Below are 17,029 nucleotides of genomic sequence, written 5' to 3' on the forward strand. Positions count from 1 at the left end.
CCGGCGACCCCCCAGAGCCACCGATCGCCCGCCCGCGTTACCGCGCTCAGGACAGGGGCTCGTGGTTCGACCAGGCGACCTTGTACGGGTGCCGTGACTGCCAGCGGTCGATGACCTCGTGCAGGGCGGGGATCGCGGTCGCCGACGAACTGCACTTCGGCCGGGCCGCCGTCCGGCTCTCGATCGCCCAGCCGGCGCTGTCGAAGGCGATCCGGCGGATCGAGCACCGGCTCGGCGTCCCGCTGTTCATCCGCTCCAGCCGGCACGTCGAGCTGACGCCGGCCGGGAAGGCGCTGCAGGAGCACGGGCGGCATGCGCTCAACGCGGTCGGCGCCGCCGTCCGGAGCACCCTGCGCGCCGGCGATCCCGAGGCGCACTTGCGGCTCGTGATCAAGCCCGGTGGCGACGCCGGGCTGCTGTCCGGAATCCTGGCCGAGTACGCGCAGCGACCGGACGCGCGGCGGGTGGACGTCCTGTTCAGCGGCCCGGCCGACCGCACCGACTTCCTGCGCGACGGCCGGGCCGACGTGGGCCTGCTCTACGCGCCGTTCGACGACCTCGACGGCCTGGCCCACGAGACGCTGCACACCGAGGACCGGGTGGCCATCGTCCCGTCCGGGCACCGCCTGGCCGGGCGCGCCTCGGTGCGGATGTCCGATCTGGAGGGTGAGACGCTGCCGCCCTGGAAGGGCGTCCCCGGGGGCGGCGGCACCGGACCGGAGGTCGCCGACGCGGTCCAGCTGCTCCACATGGTCACCGTGGGACGGATGATCGGCGTGCTTCCCCGCTCGCTGGTCGAGCCCGTCCCGCCCGGCGTGGTCCGCGTCCCGGTGAGCGACGCGCCGCCCAGCCGCCTCGTGCTCGCCTGGAACGAGCAGGACCGCCGGCCGCTGGTCGCGTCGTTCGTGGCCGCCGCGCTCAGGGCGGTGCCGCCGCGGGACCCGATCGGCCCTCGACGCGCCTGAGGCGGGGTGGTCAGGGCAGCAGTGCCAGCTTGCCCACGGTGGTTCTGGCCTCCAGTTCCACGAGTGCTTTCGGCCCGTCGGCCAGTTCGTAGGTGGTGGGCCGGCCGGGACGGAGCACCCCGGCTCCGAGGAGCTCGAACAACTCGCCCATGACCTCGCCGAACATCTGCGGTGCGGCCTGGATCAGGACGCCGATGTTCAGCCCGATGACGTGGACCTGGTGCTTGTAGACCAGATCCCAGTTGGTGATCGCGGCTTCGCCGCCGGCCAGTCCGTAGACGACGACCCGGCCGGTGACCCGCTTGGCCGCGGCCAGGCTGGCGTCGAGGGTGGCGCCGCCGGCCGACTCCAGCACCAGGTCGGCGCCCGCGCCGCCGGTCAGCCGCAGGACGTCGGCGGCGATGCCGGCGCCGCGGGAGTCGATGACGTGGTCGGCGCCCAGTTCCCGCACCACGTCGTGCTTCTCCGGCGAGGCCGTGGCGATCACCGTCGCGCCGTAGTGCTTGGCCATCCTCACCGCGGCCTGGCCGGTCCCGCCGGCCGCGGCGTGGATCAGGACAGTCTGCCCTGCGGTGACGCCGCCGAGTGGTCTGAGGGCCGCCAGCGCGGTCGGCCAGCTCACGACCAGGCCGAGTGCCTGCTCGTCGGCCCAGCCCGGCGGCACCGGCAGCGCGGCTGCCGCCGGGAGCACCATGTACTCGGCGAAGGCGCCGCCCGTGATGCCGACGCCGATGACGTGGGTTCCGGGCTCCAGGCCGGTCACCCCCTCGCCGACGGCGACGACCTCACCGGCGCCCTCGATGCCCGCCAGGTACGGCGGCTGCGGGCCGTCCGCGAACATGCCCTGGGCCTGCGAGACGTCGACGAAGTTGACGCCGGCGGCGGTGACCCGGATCAGGACCTCCCCCGGGCTCGGCCTCGGCACCGGCGCGTCGGTGATCAGGCGCAGGTCCTGCGGGCCGTTCAGGGACGCCTGCTGGAGGGCGCGCATGGTCGTGGGAAGGCTCATGGTGACCGGCTTCCTGTTTGTTTGTCGATCGACCAACAAACCGTGCCACGGCCGTCCCGCCGCGGTCAAGGTAAAGTTGGTCGATCGACAAACAATGAGGAGGTCGACACCGGTGGCCACCCGCGGCAGGCCGCGCACCTTCGACCCGGACACCGCCCTGCGCCAGGCGCTGGACCTGTTCTGGGAGCGCGGCTACGAGGGCACGTCCCTCAGCGATCTGGCGCAGGCGATGGGAATCGCCTCGGCCAGCATCTACGCCTGCTTCGGCAGCAAGGAAGACCTGTTCCGGCAGGTCATGGCGCTCTACGGGACGACCTCGGGCGAGCCGCCGCGACGTGCGCTGCACGAGCACCCGACCACGCGGGCCGCGATCCACGCCATGCTGCGCGCCACCGCCGACGAGATCACCCGTCCGGACGCGCCGCACTACTGCATGCTCATCCTCGCCGCGCCCACCGGCGCCGTGGAGAACCGGGCGATCCAGGAGTTCCTGGCCGACCTCCGGCGCGACATGCGCACCGCCGTCCAGGACCGGCTTGCCCGCGGCGTCGCCGACGGCGACCTCACCGCGCCGCCCGCCGCCCTCGACGCCATCGCCCGCTACTACACCACCGTGGTGCAGGGCCTCTCCGTACAGGCCCGCGACGGCGCGACCCGCGCCGAGTTGGAAGCGGTCATCACCTGCGCGATGGCCGCCTGGGACACCCTGACGTCCGCGCCGTCGCGCACCGGCGCCTGAGGCGAGATTGGCCTGCACCGGCCGGTCCCGCTGACGGAGCCCGTTTCGCAGGTGGACGCTGCCATGATCGACATGCCATGCCACCGGCCTTCCCGGAGAGAGCGATGCTCGAGGTGACGCCCACCGACGTCGAGTGGGTCGAAACGCTCGGTGAGGTCTTCTGCCTCACCTTCGTCAAGGGCCTCGACGAGGCCGAGGCACTGTCGCGTTTCGGCGCCCTCCCGGACACGCTGCGCCCCCGCACTCTGCAGCAGGCGTCGGACGATTACCACTCCTACGAGGCCGGCTACCCGGAGTTCGTGTTCGTGCTGGACCTCGGCACCTGGACGGTGTTGATCGAGCCCGACGGCTTCCAAGGCTCGCTCACCGAACCGCTCACGGCATTGTCCCGGGGCACCGAGGCCGTCTCGGTGGAGCGCCACGAGTACGCCGACCACGCCTTCTGCCACGCCGTCGACGGCACGCTGGTCACCGCGTTCGAGCCCACCTGGCCGCAAGACCGCTGGGGCAGCGAACCCGACCGCCTGCTCGGGAAGATGCGCGCGGCGGGCCTCGACCCCGACGCCGACCCGGAAGACCGCGACCCCCTGTCGCCTCCCTACATCCCGGCTCTCCTTCTGGCGGGCCTGATCACCGGCGTTCTCCCGAACCCGGACGCCCTCGCCGGGCAGGTCCTGTCGGCCGAGATCGAACCCTGGTTCAACGCCGCCCCGCCCTCGGGCGCGGACGGCCCCGCCGATCCCGAAATGGCCGCCGCCCTCCAGGCCGCACCGCCGCGCCTGCTCCGCGAGGTCGCCACGCGTGAGGCGACGCGCCTCGCCACGGTCCTGGGACTCGACACCACTCCCGGCCTCGCCGAGGCGATCGCCGCCGCCGGGCGCGGCGAGCCGGTCAGGGTCTCCCCCGGCTCCGAGCTCGGCGCGCACGTCCGCTCCTGGCTGACACGCTCGCGTCAGGCGGGGGGATCGCTCAACGACTCGTCCGCCCGGTCCAGGATGAGCGACGACGAGCGGACGGCCGCCCACCTGCGGGGCTGGTTCGCGAACGCGTTGAAGGCGGCGTTGTGGCCCGAGCCGCACGCCGCCGCCCGCGCCGCGCTCCACCCGCTCACGCAGGGCCCTCCGCTCCTGCGCGACCCCGCTCAGGAGACCGCCATCCTGCACATCCTCCGCGGCGACCAGCCATAACGCAGCCGTTACGGCTTCTTTGAGGGCGGCCTGAGCAGGTCTTCGACGAGGGTGTCCACGAGGTCTCGGGAGATGCCCGATCCCGTCAGGGCGCAATAGACGATCGGGCCGACAAGGGCGTCGATCGTGGCGTCGGGGCCGAGTCTGGGCGAGAACTCGCCGGCGCCGATCCCGCGCGCGAGCATGTCGCGTTCCTGCTCACGGCGCGGACCGAGATAGCGCTTCTGGAACCGCTCGGCCGTGTCGGGATCGTGCTGCGCCTGGGCGAGCAGCGCGAGCAGGACCTTGCCGGCGGGGTCTTGGGTGCCTTTGACCACAGGGGCCGCCTCGCGGCGTCGACCAGCAGTTTCCAGACGGTTTCCGGTGAGGCGCCGGTGGCCACCGTTACGTCGCATTCGTGCACGGCGATCAGGCGCCGGTGTGGGTCTCTTCTGCGCGGACGAGGACGCCGCCCTTGACCTTGGTGAAGTTCCACACGTGCACACCGTCGATGCGCAGTCCGTCACCGATCGCGGGGCCGCTCCAGCGGTTGCAGGAATGGTGCTTGAGCTGCTGGACGGACCGCGGTCGAGGCGTTCCGCCGTCGTGACGGGATCGGCGGCGTCAGCCGAAGAGGTTCTGCTTGACGCCCGCTGACGCGAAGAGGTGGTCGCGGGACGCCTCGAGTTCGCGGCGCAGCCCGTTCATGTCCACGTCGACCAGACTGCCTTTCCACTTGCGCACCTTGCCCGCGACGATCACCGTCTCGACGTTGGTGCGGTCCATCAGCGAGACGACGGTCCCTGGGACGTTGTTGAGCGGGGTCACGTTGAGCGCGGTGGCGTCGAGGAGGACGATGTCGGCCTCCTTGCCGGGCGTGAGCGAGCCGGTCTTGCCGCCGAGCCGGAGGTGCTCGGCGCCGTTGAGGATGGCGAAGCGCAGCACGTCGCAGACGGTGAGCAGTTCCGGCGTGCCCTTCGCCGGTGTCGGCCATTCGTTCGGCGGCGTGAAGTCGCCCTGCTCCAGGATCATCTCGTTGACGAGCATGCGCTGCATGGTCAGCGCGGAACGCATCAGCGTGAACGGGTCGGGGGCCATCGTCGTCTCGACATCGGAGCTCAGCGAGGGCCGCATGCCGAGTTCCTGCATCTTCAGAATGGGTGGAGTGCCGTGCCGCATGGCCATTTCGATCGGGAAGGCCATCGAGACGTGCACGCCGGCGTCCCGGAACCGCTTCCACGCCGTGTCGGACACGCCCGTCATGTGAATGAAGAGGGTGTCGCTTCCCACTCCGAGGTCTTTTCCGGACCCGGCGGTGCCCTTGGCGAACGCGTCGACGACCGGCCGGACGCCCGACCCGGAGACGACGTGCGCGGCGATCTGCAGGCCCAGCTCGCGGCCGATCTTCCAAGCCTTGGAGTACAGCTCCTCGTCGGCGCTGTAGAACTCGCCGCCCATGGCCATGGTCACCAACTGGTCGTCGGAGGAGAACCACTGGTGCTTGATGCGGCGGGCGTCCTCCGGGTACCGGGATTCCGCGCGTAGATCGCCTTCGCAGTATTGGAGCACCGACCGCCGCCCGCTGTCGGTGAGCGCCTGGATCGACGCGTCGGAATGCTGCGGGGAATGGTGGATCTGCGAGGTGTCGAGCACCGTCGTGACACCGGCGTCGAGTTGCGCGAGGCCCGAGAACAACACATTGATGTGGACGTCCTGCGGCCGATAGGCGGGCGCGAACCGCTTCAGGACGTAGTCGGCGTAGTTGGGGACCGCGCTCGGCGAGCCCGAATGGTCGTCGAAGAGCACGGCGTTGGCGAGGGTTCCGCGCAGCGCCGTCTCGAACTGGTGGTGATGCGTGTCGACGAAGCCGGGCACGACGATGCGTCCGCGCGCGTCGATCACGTCGGCGCCGGCGGCGCGGATGCCGGGCCGGACGTCGACGATCTTCTTGCCCTCGACCAGGACATCGGCCGTCGCGAAGTCGCCGACGCGCGGGTCCATGGACATCACCGCGCCGCCGCGGATGATGTAGCGGCGCCCCGGGCGCCCGCTGTCCTTCGGCGACCGCTCGCCGCCGCGCTCCGCCGCTAGACCCGGCGCCGCGGCCGGGCCGACCGTGAACAGGCCCGCTCCGGCGGCGACCGCCGCTGAAGTCTTCAGGAAGTCGCGCCGCCCGCCTGACGGAGCGCCCCCCTCCTGCGATCCGTCTCCTGCTTTTCCGATCACCGGATTCCTCCGCACTGCCGAGTTGACGTGTCACCTCAAGGTGGCGCCTGCGAGTTGACTTGTCAACTCATGGGTACGATGACCCCATGGAGCAGCAGGGACTGACCGAACGCGAGCGCCGCGCTTGGCGGACGTCCTTCGAGATGACCGAGCTGCTGCGGGCGCGCATCGAACAGCAGCTCCAGGCCGACAGCGGCCTGTCGAACGCCGACTACACCGTGCTCGCGCTGCTGTCGGAGGCGCCCGATGGGCGGATGCGCCCCTACGAACTGGGCCAGGCGGCCAACTGGGAGAAGAGCCGGCTGCACCACCAGCTCACCCGGATGTGCCGGCGGGGCCTGACCGGCCGCGAGCGGTGCGGCAACCGCGGCGTCGACGTCGTCATCACCCAGAAGGGCCTCGCCGCGCTCGCGGACGCCGTGCCCGGGCATGCGCAGGAGGTCCGGCGCCTGTTCGTCGACCGCGTCACGCCCGAAGAGCTCGACCTGTTCGCCGGTATCGCCGCCAAGATCCTCGACGGCCTGCGAACCGACCAGCCGTCCGGCTGACCCTGCTGGGGCCGCGGCGGGAATAGCTGCCTGCGCAAGCAAGTTGAGACGGGAAGCACGCCGGGCTCACCGGAGCTCGTCTCGACGAACGATTGGGCAGCGCAATGACGACTGCGATCATCGGAGTAGGCGCCATCGGGACGGTACTGGCCGCGAACCTCGTCCGCGGTGGTGAGGACGTGGTGCTGGCAAGCCGCGGTCTCGAACACGCGCAGGCCGTCGCCGCCGAGGTCGGTGCCCGCGCGGCAACGGTCGACGACGCGATCGCGGCGGGAGAGAACGTGATCCTCGCCGTGTGGTTCGACGTCGCCAAGGATCTGCTCGTGCGCCATGCCGGGCGGCTGGACGGCAAGACGATCATCGACCCGTCGAACCCCGTCGTCCTCAACGGCGACGGCGGGTTCACCAAGACCATCCCGGCGGACGAATCCGCCGGGATGGTGCTGGCCGCGCTGGCGCCCGCGGGAGCCTGGTTCGTCAAGGCGTTCGGAACCCAGTCGGCGCAGACCCTCGCCGGCAGCAGCGGGCGCCGGCCTCCGACCGTGCAGTTCTACGCCACCGACGACGCGGAGGCCGCCGCGGCGGTGGCCGAGCTGATCAGGGCCGGCGGACACTCGCCGGTCCTGGTCGGCGGGATCGACCGGTCCCTCCGCATCGAGGTGTTCGGCGATCTCCACGAGAGCACGCTCGGCGCGGCCGTCACCGAGGACGAGGCGAAGAAGCTGCTCTGACCGGAAGCGCGGCCATGAGCCGCGGGACGGTCAGCTCCGCCGGTCCGAGGGCCGGGTGCCGGGTTCGGCGAGCTCGATGATGTTCCCGAGGTTGTCGGTGATGAACGCGATGCGCTGACCGATGTCCGCCACCGCCATGGGGCCGCCGATCAGCTCCACGCCCCGGTAGCCCAGCTCGGAGACGGCCGCGTCGAGGTCCCCGACGGCGAGGCAGAAGTGGTGCAGGCGCGCCGGGTCCATGCTCGACAGGACGTCGCCGGTCGGCGCCTGGCGGACCGACGCGCCCGCCATCAGCTCGATCTTGGCGTCACCGCGGACGATGAAGACGAACGTCGTGCCGTGGGAGTCGAACCGCCGGTCGACGGAGAAGCCGAGCGTCTTCGAGTACCACTCGATGGTCGCATCGAGGTCGTCGGGGGTCACGCTGAAGCCGATGTGGTCGTGGGAGAAGGAAATGCTCATGGCCCAACGTTCGCCGGTGCCCGGGCCCCTCGGCCAGGGACGGATCGACGGTAGGAACGCCGTTACCACCCTCGGCGTTGCGTCAGGACGGGGCCGCGGAGTGTCGGATCGGCGGGGCCGTCGTTCGTCTCAGGGGTGACCGGGAAGGAGCAGGACCGTGAAGTACGTGTTGATGTTCGTCGAGACCGAGCAGTTCGCGCGCGATCTGGAGGCCATGAGCGAGAGCGAGCGGCAGGCGGCGTTCGAGCAGGTCGGGCGGTGGTTCGCCGAGAACGCCGCCCATATCGTCCACCACGCCCGCCTGGAACCCGCCGAGACCGCGACGACGGTGCGGCTCGAGGGCGGCGGTGCGCTCGTGACGGACGGGCCGTTCGTGGAGGGCAAGGAGGTCGTCTCCGGTTACGCCGAGATCGAGGTGGACGATCTGGACCAGGCCATCGCCATCGCCCGCGCCTGGCCGGCCTGCCCCATCGTCGAGATCCGCCCCATCACCTGATCGTCGTGGCCGATCCCGGTTCCGGCGCACGCGATGACGTGCACGGCGAGCTGGCCCGCGTGGTGCGCGAGCACGCGGGCCGGCTCACGGCCTGCCTGGTGCGGGTCCTGGGCGACTTCGCCGCCGCCGAGGACGTCGTCGCCGACGCCGTGGAGACGGCGCTGCGCCGCTGGCCCGCCGAGGGCGTCCCCGAGCATCCCGACGCCTGGCTGCTGACCGTCGCCCGCCGCCGCGGCATCGACGTGCTGCGCCGCCAGGCCGTCTACCGCGGCAAGCTCGCCGAGCTGCGGTGGCCGCCGCAGCCCGATCCCGACGACCGGTTGAAGCTGGTCTTCACCTGCTGCCATCCCGCGCTGCCCCGGCAGGCCCAGATCGCCCTCACCCTGCGGACGGTGTGCGGGCTCACCACCGCGCAGATCGCCGCCGCGTTCGTGGTCGGCGAGTCCGCGGTCGTCCAGCGCATCACCCGCGCCAAACGCAAGATCGCCGCGGCCGGCATCCCGTACCGCATCCCGGGCGACGCCGAACTGCCCGACCGGCTCGGCCAGGTGCTGACCGTGGTGTACCTGCTGTTCAACGAGGGCTACCTGACCAGCGCCGGCGACCGCCCGCAGGCCGCGCACCTGGCGGACGACGCCGAATGGCTCGCCGCGCAGCTCGCCTGGCTCATGCCCAAGCAGCCCGAGGTCCTCGGCCTGCTCGCCCTCATCCGCCTGCACCAGGCCCGCGCCGCCGCCCGCTTCACCCCGTCCGGCGACCTGGTCCCGCTCCGCGACCAGGACCGCGCCCGCTGGGACCACGCCGCCATCGGCGAGGCCATCGGTCTCCTGGAACGCGCCGCGACCGCCAAGCGCCCCGGTCCCTACCAGGTGCAGGCCGCCATCGTCGCCTGCCATGCCGAGGCCCCCACCTGGGACGACACCGACTGGCCGCAGATCCTGGTGCTCTACGACATCCTCATCGCGCTCGCCCCGTCCCCGGTCCACCGCCTGCACCGCGCCATCGCCGTCCATCACGCCCCGGCGCCGCGCGGCGGTCCGGCCAATGCGCTGGCCGCCCTCGACGCCCTGTCCCCGGCCGACCAGCGCACCTTGGAGCGCTACTCCCTCTACCACGCCACCCGCGCCGAACTGCTGCGCGCCCTCGGACGCATCGAGGACGCCCGCACCGCCGACCAGCGTGCCTTGGAGCTGACCACCAACCCGGCTCAGCAGACGCTGCTCCAGCACCGGCTCGACCACCCGCTCACATGGCCGGGGTTACCGCCGCGGGGGGACGGGTAGTCGCGCAGCGTGGCCCCCTTCATGACCGGCGGTAGCGCTGCGGGGCATCGCGGCGTCCCGCATACCGCCGACCTGCGGATCGAGGCGTGGGCCCCGACGCGCGAGCGGTGCATCGCCGAGGCCGTGGCCGGGCTCGTGGAGTCGTTCGCCGACACCTCCGGCGTGCGGCCGTCCCGCAGCATCTCGGTGACCGTGCCGCCGGGGCCGGACGCCGATGCGCTCGTGACCGTCCTGGACGAGGTGATCTACCGCCTCGAAGTGGACGGAGACCTGGTCGTCGGCGCCGAGATCACCCGTGCGCCGGACGCGGGCCTCGTCGCCGAACTCGCGGCCGGTGACGCGGAGCGGGCGACCGCGGTAGGCGCGGTGCCCAAGGCGGTGTCGCTGCACGACCTGCGCTTCGAGCGGGGCGAGGACGGCTGGTCCTGCGCGGTGACGATCGACGTGTGACGGGCCCGGGCTAGGCGCGCCGCGGGGTCACCCCTTGACGACGCCGATCGGAAGGAGCCGGGCGACCTTGCGGCACAGGCCCGCGCCTTCGCTGGCCTCGATGACGGCGGACACGTCCTTGTAGGCGTCCGGAGCCTCCTCGGCCAGCCCGCGCCAGGACGACGGCCGCACCGCTATCCCCTGCCGCTCCATGGTCGCGCGCAACTGCTTGCCGTCGACCCCTCGGGCGGCCTGGTGGCGGCTCTGCACCCGTCCGGCGCCGTGGCAGGTGGAGGCGAACGCGGGCCCGCCCGGCACACCGGCCAGGACGTAGGACGAGGTGCCCATCGTCCCGGGGATCAGCACCGGCTGCCCGGCGTCGCGCAGGTCGGGCGGGAGGTCGGGGTGCCCGGGCGGCAGCGCGCGGGTGGCGCCCTTGCGGTGCACGCACAGCCTCCGCCGCTCGCCGTCGACCTGGTGCTCTTCGAGCTTGGCCAGGTTGTGGGAGACGTCGTAGACGAGGTCGAGCCGGGCCCCGGCGACCCTCCGGAAGACCTGGCGGGCGGCCTGGGCGAGCAGCTGCCGGTTGGCGCGGCCGTAGTTGGCCGCCGCGGCCATCGCTCCCAGGTAGGCGCGGCCTTCGGCGGAGTCGACGGGCGCGCAGGCCAGCTGCCGGTCGGGCACCCGGATCCCGTACCGCGCCATCTGCCGCTCCATCGCCCGGACGTGGTCGGTGCAGATCTGGTGCCCCAGCCCCCGCGAACCGCAGTGGATCATGACGCAGACCTGCCCGGTCCGCAGCCCGAACGCCTCGGCCACCTCGGGATCGTAAATCTCGCCGACCCGCTGCACCTCCAGGAAATGGTTGCCCGACCCCAGGCTCCCCACCTGCTGCGCGCCGCGCTCGATCGCCCGCTGCCCGACCTGGTCCGGGTCGGCGTCGGCGACCGCTCCGGCGTCCTCGCAGCGCAGCAGGTCCCGCTCTTCTCCGTGGCCCTGCTCGACGGCGTACCGCGATCCGCCGGTGAGGATGCCGGTCAGCTCGTCGCGGCCGGGCAGCCGCCAGACCGCGCCCTTGCCCATGCCGCGCGGGATCACCGGGTCCAGGCCGTCCATCAGCTTCTCCAGGACGGGCTCCAGATCGGACGCGTCGATGTCCGCCGCCATCAGCCGGACACCGCAGGAGATGTCGAACCCCACGCCGCCGGGCGAGACCACCCCGCCCTGCTCCGGGTCGGTCGCGGCGACGCCGCCGATGGCGAAGCCGTATCCCCAGTGGATGTCCGGCATCGCGTACGAGGCGTCGACCACCCCCGGCAGCTCGGCCACGTTGGCGACCTGGTCGATGGCGTTGCCGGCGGTCGTCAGCAGCTCCGGCGAGGCGAACAGCACTCCCGGGACGCGCATGGCCCCCGTCGGCTCGATCCTGAACCTGTACGGCCCCTCCTGCGCGACGTCCACGGTCACGATGCGGCGACCGGTCGCTGCAGGTGGCGGGCGAAGTTCGGCCGCGTCACGTTGGCGATGTCCATAACGCCGGGGCTACCCCCGGCCACCCCGCCCATGCGACCGCCCCATGATCCGTTCCGCGGCGGCGCGGTCGTCCGCCGCGGGGAGGGTCACCCTGCGCCGGAGAGGGTGCGCAGATCGTCGAAGGTCTGGCGGAGATGCGCGTCCAGGCTCTGCGAGGGGTCGTCGATCCAGGCCTGCGCCGCCTGGTGGAAGGCGGCCCAGCCGGTGTGAGCGGCCAGGTCGGCCAGCCGGCCGGTGACGCCGCGCCGCCGCAGCGCCTCCGCCACGGCCTCGGTGAGCCAGGCCGCCTTGGCCAGCTCGCGTTCACGGAGCGCCGGCGTCGCGGCGATGACCGCCAGCCGAGGTTCGGAGAACGGCCGGTTCTCCTCGAGGATCCGCCCGGCCTTCTGGAACGCGCACAGCAGCACCTCGAGCGGTTGCAGGCCGTCGGGCACCTCGGCCACCGCCTCCATCAGCGCGGCGCGCAGGTCGGCCTCGCCGTCGAAGAGCACCTCGCGCTTGTTCGGGAAGTGCCGGAAGAACGTGCGCTCGTTGACGCCGGCGCGGGCGGCGATCTCGGCCGTCGTGGTCTGGTCGAACCCGCGTTCCCGGTACAGCTCAAGGGCCGCCTGCTGAAGGCGGCGGCGCGCTTCCGCTCCGCTCCGTGGCACGTCCCCGAGGCTACCGCACGCGCCAGTCACTGACGCTACGTTGCGCCAGTGACTGGCTTTACGTGTAGAGTCAGCGACTGGCGCTACTTAGTGCCAGTCACTGACGTTAAGAGAGGTCCTCCATGCAGGTCTTCGTCACCGGCGGCTCCGGCCTGACCGGCCCCGCCGTCGTCGCCGAGCTCATCGCGGCCGGCCACACCGTCACCGGCCTGGCCCGCTCGGACGCCGCCGCCGCACGCCTGGAATCGCTCGGCGCCACGCCGCACCCCGGCTCCCTGGACGACCTCGACAGCCTGCGCGCAGGCGCCGAAGCCGCCGATGGCGTGGTGCACATGGCCTTCGGCGGCGACTTCGCCGACCCCGACGACATGATGCGGCGCGACCGGAACGCGATCGAGACGCTCGGCCGGGCGCTGGAGGGCTCGGGCAGGCCGTTCGTCAGCACCTCGGGCACGCTCGTCATGCCCGCCGGCCGGGAGAGCACCGAGACCGACGAGCCCGACCGGGCCGGGATCGCCGGCTTCCGGATCCCGGGCGAGCGGGCCTGCCTGGACTTCGCCGGCCGGGGAGTGCGCGCGAGCGTGGTCCGGCTCGCGCCCACCGTCCACGGCCCCGGGGACTACGGCTTCATCGGCATGCTCGTCGCCACCGCCCGGAAGACCGGCATGTCGGCCTACGTCGGCGACGGCGCCAACCGGTGGCCCGCGGTGCACCGGCTCGACGCCGCCGTCCTGTTCCGGCTGGCCTTGGAGAAGGCCCCGGCGGGCAGCGTGCTGCATGGAGCGGCCGAAAGCGGCGTCACGATGAAGAGCATCGCGGAGACGATCGCCCGCGGCCTCGGCCTGCCCGCGGTCCCGCTGCCCCCCGAGGAGGCCGCCGCGCATTTCCCGAGCCCGTTCATGGCCACCGTCTACGGGTTCGACGCGCCCGTCTCCAGTGCCCGGACCCGGGAACTGCTCGGCTGGTCCCCCGTCCACCCGACGCTGCTCGACGACGTCGAGCACGGCGACTACCTCACCGCGCCGGCCTCCTGACCCGTCGGCCCGCCTCCTTTCCCCCGAGGACGTCCGGCGGCGGTCCTCACGCCTTCGCGAGTTCCGCCTTCGCGAGTTCGGCGTACTGGCGTTCGAGGCCCTTGGCCGCGCCGTTGCGCCAATCGTCGGCCAGCGCCTGGGCCATGGGGTCGGGGAAGATCTCCTCCTCTTCCTTTTCCAGCCCGTCGAAGATCGCATCCGCGACCGATTCCGCGGACGCCTTCGGGATCTCGACGCCCCGGCTCATGTCGGTGTCCACGATCCCGGTCAGGACGGCGTGGACGCTCACGCCCCGCCCGGCCAGGAGGGTGCGCAGCGACTGCGTCATGGAGAAGGCGGCCGCTTTGGAGATCGAGTAGGCCGGGATGAGCGGCAGCGGGGCGAAGGCGTTCACCGACAGGTTGTTGACGACGGCGCCGCCGGAGCGGGTCAGCAGCGGCAGGAAGGCCTGCGTCACGCCGTGGGTGCCGAAGAGGTTGACGGCGAGGCTGCGGTCGAGCGCGGCGCGGTCGCTCAGGTCGTCGTACAGCGCCATGCCGGCGTTGTTGACGAGGACGTCGAGCGACTCGACCGCCTCGACCGCCCTCTGGATCTGCGCGGCATCGGTCACGTCGAGGGCCAGCGGCGTGACGCGCCCGTCGGAATGGTCGAGAGGCACGCGCGTACCGGCGTACACCCGCCTCGCGCCTCTCTTCAGTGCCTCGTCGACCAGGGCCCGGCCGATGCCGCGGTTGGCCCCGGTGATCAGAAGGGAACCGTCCTCGATTCTCGCCATGATGACGACTTCCTTTCCTCAGCGGCCCGTCAGCGTCCGGCGGCGAGCTCGACGATCTGCACGTAGTTGCCGACCGGGTCCTCGACCGTCGCGATGCGGCCGGGCCCGAAGTCCTCGACCGGCCGGATCCACCGCTCGATGCCCAGCGCCTTCAGGTGCGCCGCGACCGCGTCGATGTCCTCGACGTAGAAGTTGATCAGGATCCGGCCGGGCTCCCGCGCCGCCGGCCCGAGGTCGTCGCGGCCGTCGAAGACCAGCCGCCCGCCGCCCACCATCAGGACGGTGCCCGGCTCGGCCTTCGGCGCGAACGCCTCTCGGTACCAGTCGCTGAGCCGTTCCGGGTCGTCGCTGCCCAGTACCAGGCCGCCCAGCCGGATGTCCGTCGCGTTCATCGTGTCCGTCATGATCGCCCGCTTTTCGGTCGTCGGAGTTCCGTCACTCCTACAGACCCGGCGATCCGGCGGAAGGAACCGGTCGGGCGGCGGCGGATCGCCGCGCGGGGTCAGATGCTGCGGAGGACGGAGACGACGATGCCGAGCACGGTGGCGTGGTCCCCGTCGATCGGCTCGTAGGCGGGGTTGCGCGGTTCGAGGAGGACGTGGCCGTCGCGGCGGCGGTAGACCTTGACGGTGGCCTCGCCGTCGAGCATCGCGGCGACGATCTGGCCCGAGTGCGCCTCGGGCTGCTGCCGGACCACGACGGTGTCGCCGTCGCAGATCGCGGCGTCGATCATCGAGTCGCCGCGCACCCGCAGCGCGAAGACGTTGCCGCGGCCGACGAGCTCGCGGGGCAGCGCCAGGGTGTCGTCGACGTGCTGCTCGGCCATGATGGGCGTGCCGGCGGCGATGTCGCCCACCACCGGCACGGTCACCGAGTCGGCGGCGGGCTCCGCCGCGGAGCCCTCCCGCAGGAACGACCGCACGTCGATCGGGCGGGCCACGGCGGCGCCCCGGCGCAGGAAGCCCTTCTCCTCCAGGCTCGTCAGGTGCCGGGACACCGACGACGCCGACCGCAGGCCGACGGCGTCGCCGATCTGCCGCGTGCTCGGCGGGTACCCGTACCGGACGGCCCAGTCCCGGATCGTGGCCAGGATCCGCTGCTGGCGCGGGGGCAGGGCGGAGACGTCCAGACCCTCGAACACGTCATGATCGTCATAGGCGGGCACCCACGGAATTGTAGGGGGACGGGGCGGTCAGTGCGCGGTGAGCCCGCCGTCGACCACGAGTTCCGAGCCGGTGACGAACGACGATTCGTCGCAGGCCAGGAAGAGGTAGGCGGGCGCGATCTCGGCGGCGCGCCCGGCGCGGCGCATCGGGGTCCGCCGGATGTCGGGCTGCTCGTCGCCCTCCTCGTCCAGGATGTCCTGGATCATCGGCGTCGCGATGACGCCGGGATGCACGGAGTTGACCCGCACGCCCTGCCGCGCGTACTCGACCGCGGCGGTCTTGGTCAGCAGGCGCACCGCCCCCTTGGACGCCTGGTAGGCCGCGGCGGCGCCGCTTCCGACGAGCCCGAGCACCGACGAGGTGTTGACGACGGACGCGTCGCCGCTCGCGCGCAGCAGCGGCATCGCCGCCTTCATGCCGAGCCAGGTGCCCTTCTGGTTGACGTCGATGACGCGGTCCCAGGCGTCCTCCCGCGTGTCCTCGATACCCGGCCAGTCGACGATGCCGGCGATGTTGACCAGGACGTCCAGCGCTCCGAAGCGGTCGCGGACGATGGCGATCACCTCGTCCCACCGCCGCGCGGAGGACACGTCGAGCCGCGCGGCGACGACCTCGGCGCCGCCCGCCTCGATCCGCCGCGCCAGGTCGTGCAGGGGCCCTTCGGCGACGTCGGTGATCACCAGCCGGGCGCCTTCGCGGGCGAAGAGTTCGGCGGTCGCGGTGCCGATGCCGCCGGTCGCGCCGGTGATCAGCGCGACCTTGCCGGCGAGTCGTCCTGCCATGGGTTCCGTCCCCCGATCTTTGGTGCGTTGCCCGCTCACTCCAAGCGGTTTCGCTTCAAGTCTGCGCAGGTCAGAGGGGATTAACCAGGGTGGGTCGCACCCTGGGTGCGGCGCACCCGGGGCGGACGCCGCACGGCGCCTAGGCAGGCCCGGCGAGGAACGGCGTCAGCAGGGCGAGCAGTTCGCGGGGGCGGTCGAGCGGGATGATGTGGCCGCAGTCCTCGATGAGGTGCCCGGTCAGGTCGTCGGCGACGGGACGCAGCTGCCCCTCCAGGGCGTCCCCGACGGGGTGCGCGCCGATCGCCATCACCGGCATCGCGAGCCGGCTCGCGGCGGCGGCCTCCTGGAGCTGCCGCGCGCTGTCGGGCGCGGCGCGGTAGTGGGAGAACGCGCAGCGCAGCGCGTCGCGGCCGGTGTAGGCGCGGACGAAGTCGTCATGGACGTCGCTCGGTACGCCGCGGCCCCGCGTGCCGGTCTCAAGGAACCAGCCGATGTAGCCGGCCTCGTTCCCGGCCAGGACGGTTTCGGCGAGGCCGGGAACGCGGTGAAACCCGAACCACCACGGCGGGCCGCCCGCGAAGAAGTCCTCGGCGCCGGGCAGCGGTCCGAGCGTCGCCTCCATGAGAACGAGCCGCCGGACGCGGCCCGGCCGCCGGAGCGCGAGCAGGAAGGCGGGCGGGACGCCGGCGTCGATGGCGACCACCGCAGCGGACGGCTCGCCGAGGGCGTCCAGGATCCCCTCGGCGTCGGCGGCGAGGTTCGCGGTGTCGTACCCGCCGTCCGCCCGCTCGCTGGCACCGAGGCCCCGCAGGTCAGGGGCGATGACCCGGTGGTGCCGCAGCAGCTCGGGGACGACCTCCGACCACACCCGCCAGGTGTGCGGGAAGCCGTGCAGCAGCAGGACGGCGGGCCCGCTGCCGCCGACGGCCACGTTGACCTCGATGCCGTTGACGGCGACCCGTCGCTGCGAGATGGCGGACATGAGCGGCATGACGTCTCCCCGAAGTGGTTACCATTGGTTACCTGGGGAGCGTA

The 17,029-nt window shown here is 72.4% G+C and carries 20 protein-coding genes; 9 read left to right on the top strand and 11 right to left on the bottom strand.

What is annotated here, in order from left to right:
• Positions 1 to 110: 110 nt before the first annotated feature.
• The gene (locus ABD296_RS20725) at positions 111 to 965 is read left to right on the top strand and encodes a LysR family transcriptional regulator (RefSeq protein ID WP_344269367.1); all 855 of its coding nucleotides are present in this window, start codon (positions 111 to 113) and stop codon (positions 963 to 965) included.
• Between the two features lie 10 nt (positions 966 to 975).
• Here ABD296_RS20725 and ABD296_RS20730 read toward each other — a convergent pair whose 3' ends face one another.
• Positions 976 to 1,974, bottom strand: coding sequence for an NADPH:quinone oxidoreductase family protein (locus tag ABD296_RS20730; protein ID WP_344269369.1), 999 nt, complete (start codon positions 1,972 to 1,974; stop codon positions 976 to 978).
• 112 nt (positions 1,975 to 2,086) lie between these two features.
• Here ABD296_RS20730 and ABD296_RS20735 point away from each other — a divergent pair, with 112 nt between their 5' ends.
• On the top strand, positions 2,087 to 2,713 hold the full coding sequence (locus ABD296_RS20735) for a TetR/AcrR family transcriptional regulator (protein ID WP_344269373.1): 627 nt from the start codon (positions 2,087 to 2,089) through the stop codon (positions 2,711 to 2,713).
• A 104-nt stretch (positions 2,714 to 2,817) separates the two neighbouring features.
• Positions 2,818 to 3,900, top strand: a complete 1,083-nt coding sequence (locus ABD296_RS20740) for a DUF6461 domain-containing protein (RefSeq protein WP_344269376.1) — start codon at positions 2,818 to 2,820, stop codon at positions 3,898 to 3,900.
• 8 nt (positions 3,901 to 3,908) lie between these two features.
• On the opposite strand, the gene ABD296_RS20745 is transcribed toward ABD296_RS20740, so the two are convergent.
• Positions 3,909 to 4,217 carry a TetR-like C-terminal domain-containing protein gene (locus ABD296_RS20745; RefSeq protein WP_344269379.1) on the bottom strand — a complete coding sequence of 103 codons (309 nt, stop codon included), beginning with the start codon at positions 4,215 to 4,217 and terminating at the stop codon, positions 3,909 to 3,911.
• Between the two features lie 286 nt (positions 4,218 to 4,503).
• Positions 4,504 to 6,105: an amidohydrolase family protein gene (locus ABD296_RS20750; RefSeq protein ID WP_344269382.1), complete on the bottom strand. Its 1,602-nt coding sequence runs from the start codon at positions 6,103 to 6,105 to the stop codon at positions 4,504 to 4,506.
• 86 nt (positions 6,106 to 6,191) lie between these two features.
• Here ABD296_RS20750 and ABD296_RS20755 point away from each other — a divergent pair, with 86 nt between their 5' ends.
• Together ABD296_RS20755 and ABD296_RS20760 are read left to right on the top strand one after the other, a co-directional pair.
• Positions 6,192 to 6,653, top strand: a complete 462-nt coding sequence (locus ABD296_RS20755; RefSeq protein WP_344269386.1) for a MarR family winged helix-turn-helix transcriptional regulator — start codon at positions 6,192 to 6,194, stop codon at positions 6,651 to 6,653.
• 104 nt (positions 6,654 to 6,757) lie between these two features.
• The gene (locus ABD296_RS20760) at positions 6,758 to 7,384 is read left to right on the top strand and encodes an NADPH-dependent F420 reductase (RefSeq protein ID WP_344269389.1); all 627 of its coding nucleotides are present in this window, start codon (positions 6,758 to 6,760) and stop codon (positions 7,382 to 7,384) included.
• 30 nt (positions 7,385 to 7,414) lie between these two features.
• Here the strand turns inward: ABD296_RS20760 and ABD296_RS20765 are convergent, their stop codons facing one another.
• Complete coding sequence (locus ABD296_RS20765) at positions 7,415 to 7,846, bottom strand: VOC family protein (RefSeq protein WP_344269392.1); 432 nt, start codon at positions 7,844 to 7,846, stop codon at positions 7,415 to 7,417.
• 157 nt (positions 7,847 to 8,003) lie between these two features.
• Between ABD296_RS20765 and ABD296_RS20770 the strand changes: the two genes are divergently transcribed.
• Genes ABD296_RS20770 through ABD296_RS20780 form a run of 3 tightly spaced genes read left to right on the top strand, consistent with a single transcriptional unit; the run spans position 8,004 to position 10,075 of the window.
• Positions 8,004 to 8,342 carry a YciI family protein gene (locus ABD296_RS20770; RefSeq protein ID WP_344269395.1) on the top strand — a complete coding sequence of 113 codons (339 nt, stop codon included), beginning with the start codon at positions 8,004 to 8,006 and terminating at the stop codon, positions 8,340 to 8,342.
• A gap of 5 nt (positions 8,343 to 8,347) precedes the next feature.
• Positions 8,348 to 9,625: an RNA polymerase sigma factor gene (locus tag ABD296_RS20775; protein ID WP_344269398.1), complete on the top strand. Its 1,278-nt coding sequence runs from the start codon at positions 8,348 to 8,350 to the stop codon at positions 9,623 to 9,625.
• A gap of 21 nt (positions 9,626 to 9,646) precedes the next feature.
• Complete coding sequence (locus tag ABD296_RS20780) at positions 9,647 to 10,075, top strand: archease (protein ID WP_344269401.1); 429 nt, start codon at positions 9,647 to 9,649, stop codon at positions 10,073 to 10,075.
• A gap of 27 nt (positions 10,076 to 10,102) precedes the next feature.
• On the opposite strand, the gene ABD296_RS20785 is transcribed toward ABD296_RS20780, so the two are convergent.
• Both ABD296_RS20785 and ABD296_RS20790 read right to left on the bottom strand, forming a co-directional pair.
• A complete protein-coding gene (locus ABD296_RS20785) occupies positions 10,103 to 11,515 on the bottom strand; it encodes an RtcB family protein (RefSeq protein WP_344269404.1) in 1,413 nt (470 codons plus the stop codon).
• A gap of 158 nt (positions 11,516 to 11,673) precedes the next feature.
• Complete coding sequence (locus tag ABD296_RS20790) at positions 11,674 to 12,237, bottom strand: TetR family transcriptional regulator (protein ID WP_344269406.1); 564 nt, start codon at positions 12,235 to 12,237, stop codon at positions 11,674 to 11,676.
• Positions 12,238 to 12,359: 122 nt separating this feature from the next.
• Between ABD296_RS20790 and ABD296_RS20795 the strand changes: the two genes are divergently transcribed.
• Entirely contained in the window at positions 12,360 to 13,271 is a 912-nt protein-coding gene (locus tag ABD296_RS20795) for an SDR family oxidoreductase (protein WP_344269409.1), read from the top strand.
• Positions 13,272 to 13,317: 46 nt separating this feature from the next.
• Here ABD296_RS20795 and ABD296_RS20800 read toward each other — a convergent pair whose 3' ends face one another.
• From ABD296_RS20800 to ABD296_RS20820, 5 genes are all read right to left on the bottom strand, one after another.
• On the bottom strand, positions 13,318 to 14,046 hold the full coding sequence (locus ABD296_RS20800; protein ID WP_344269412.1) for an SDR family NAD(P)-dependent oxidoreductase: 729 nt from the start codon (positions 14,044 to 14,046) through the stop codon (positions 13,318 to 13,320).
• A 29-nt stretch (positions 14,047 to 14,075) separates the two neighbouring features.
• The gene (locus ABD296_RS20805) at positions 14,076 to 14,450 is read right to left on the bottom strand and encodes a VOC family protein (protein ID WP_344269416.1); all 375 of its coding nucleotides are present in this window, start codon (positions 14,448 to 14,450) and stop codon (positions 14,076 to 14,078) included.
• A 98-nt stretch (positions 14,451 to 14,548) separates the two neighbouring features.
• Positions 14,549 to 15,211 (bottom strand): transcriptional repressor LexA, encoded by a 663-nt coding sequence (gene lexA, locus ABD296_RS20810; RefSeq protein ID WP_344269419.1) that lies wholly within the window; start codon positions 15,209 to 15,211, stop codon positions 14,549 to 14,551.
• A 27-nt stretch (positions 15,212 to 15,238) separates the two neighbouring features.
• Positions 15,239 to 15,994, bottom strand: a complete 756-nt coding sequence (locus ABD296_RS20815; protein ID WP_344269423.1) for an SDR family NAD(P)-dependent oxidoreductase — start codon at positions 15,992 to 15,994, stop codon at positions 15,239 to 15,241.
• 139 nt (positions 15,995 to 16,133) lie between these two features.
• On the bottom strand, positions 16,134 to 16,985 hold the full coding sequence (locus ABD296_RS20820) for an alpha/beta fold hydrolase (RefSeq protein WP_344269426.1): 852 nt from the start codon (positions 16,983 to 16,985) through the stop codon (positions 16,134 to 16,136).
• Positions 16,986 to 17,029: the final 44 nt, after the last annotated feature.

This window comes from Actinomadura napierensis (assembly GCF_039529375.1).
In the GTDB taxonomy this organism is placed as follows: Bacteria; Actinomycetota; Actinomycetes; order Streptosporangiales; family Streptosporangiaceae; genus Spirillospora; species Spirillospora napierensis.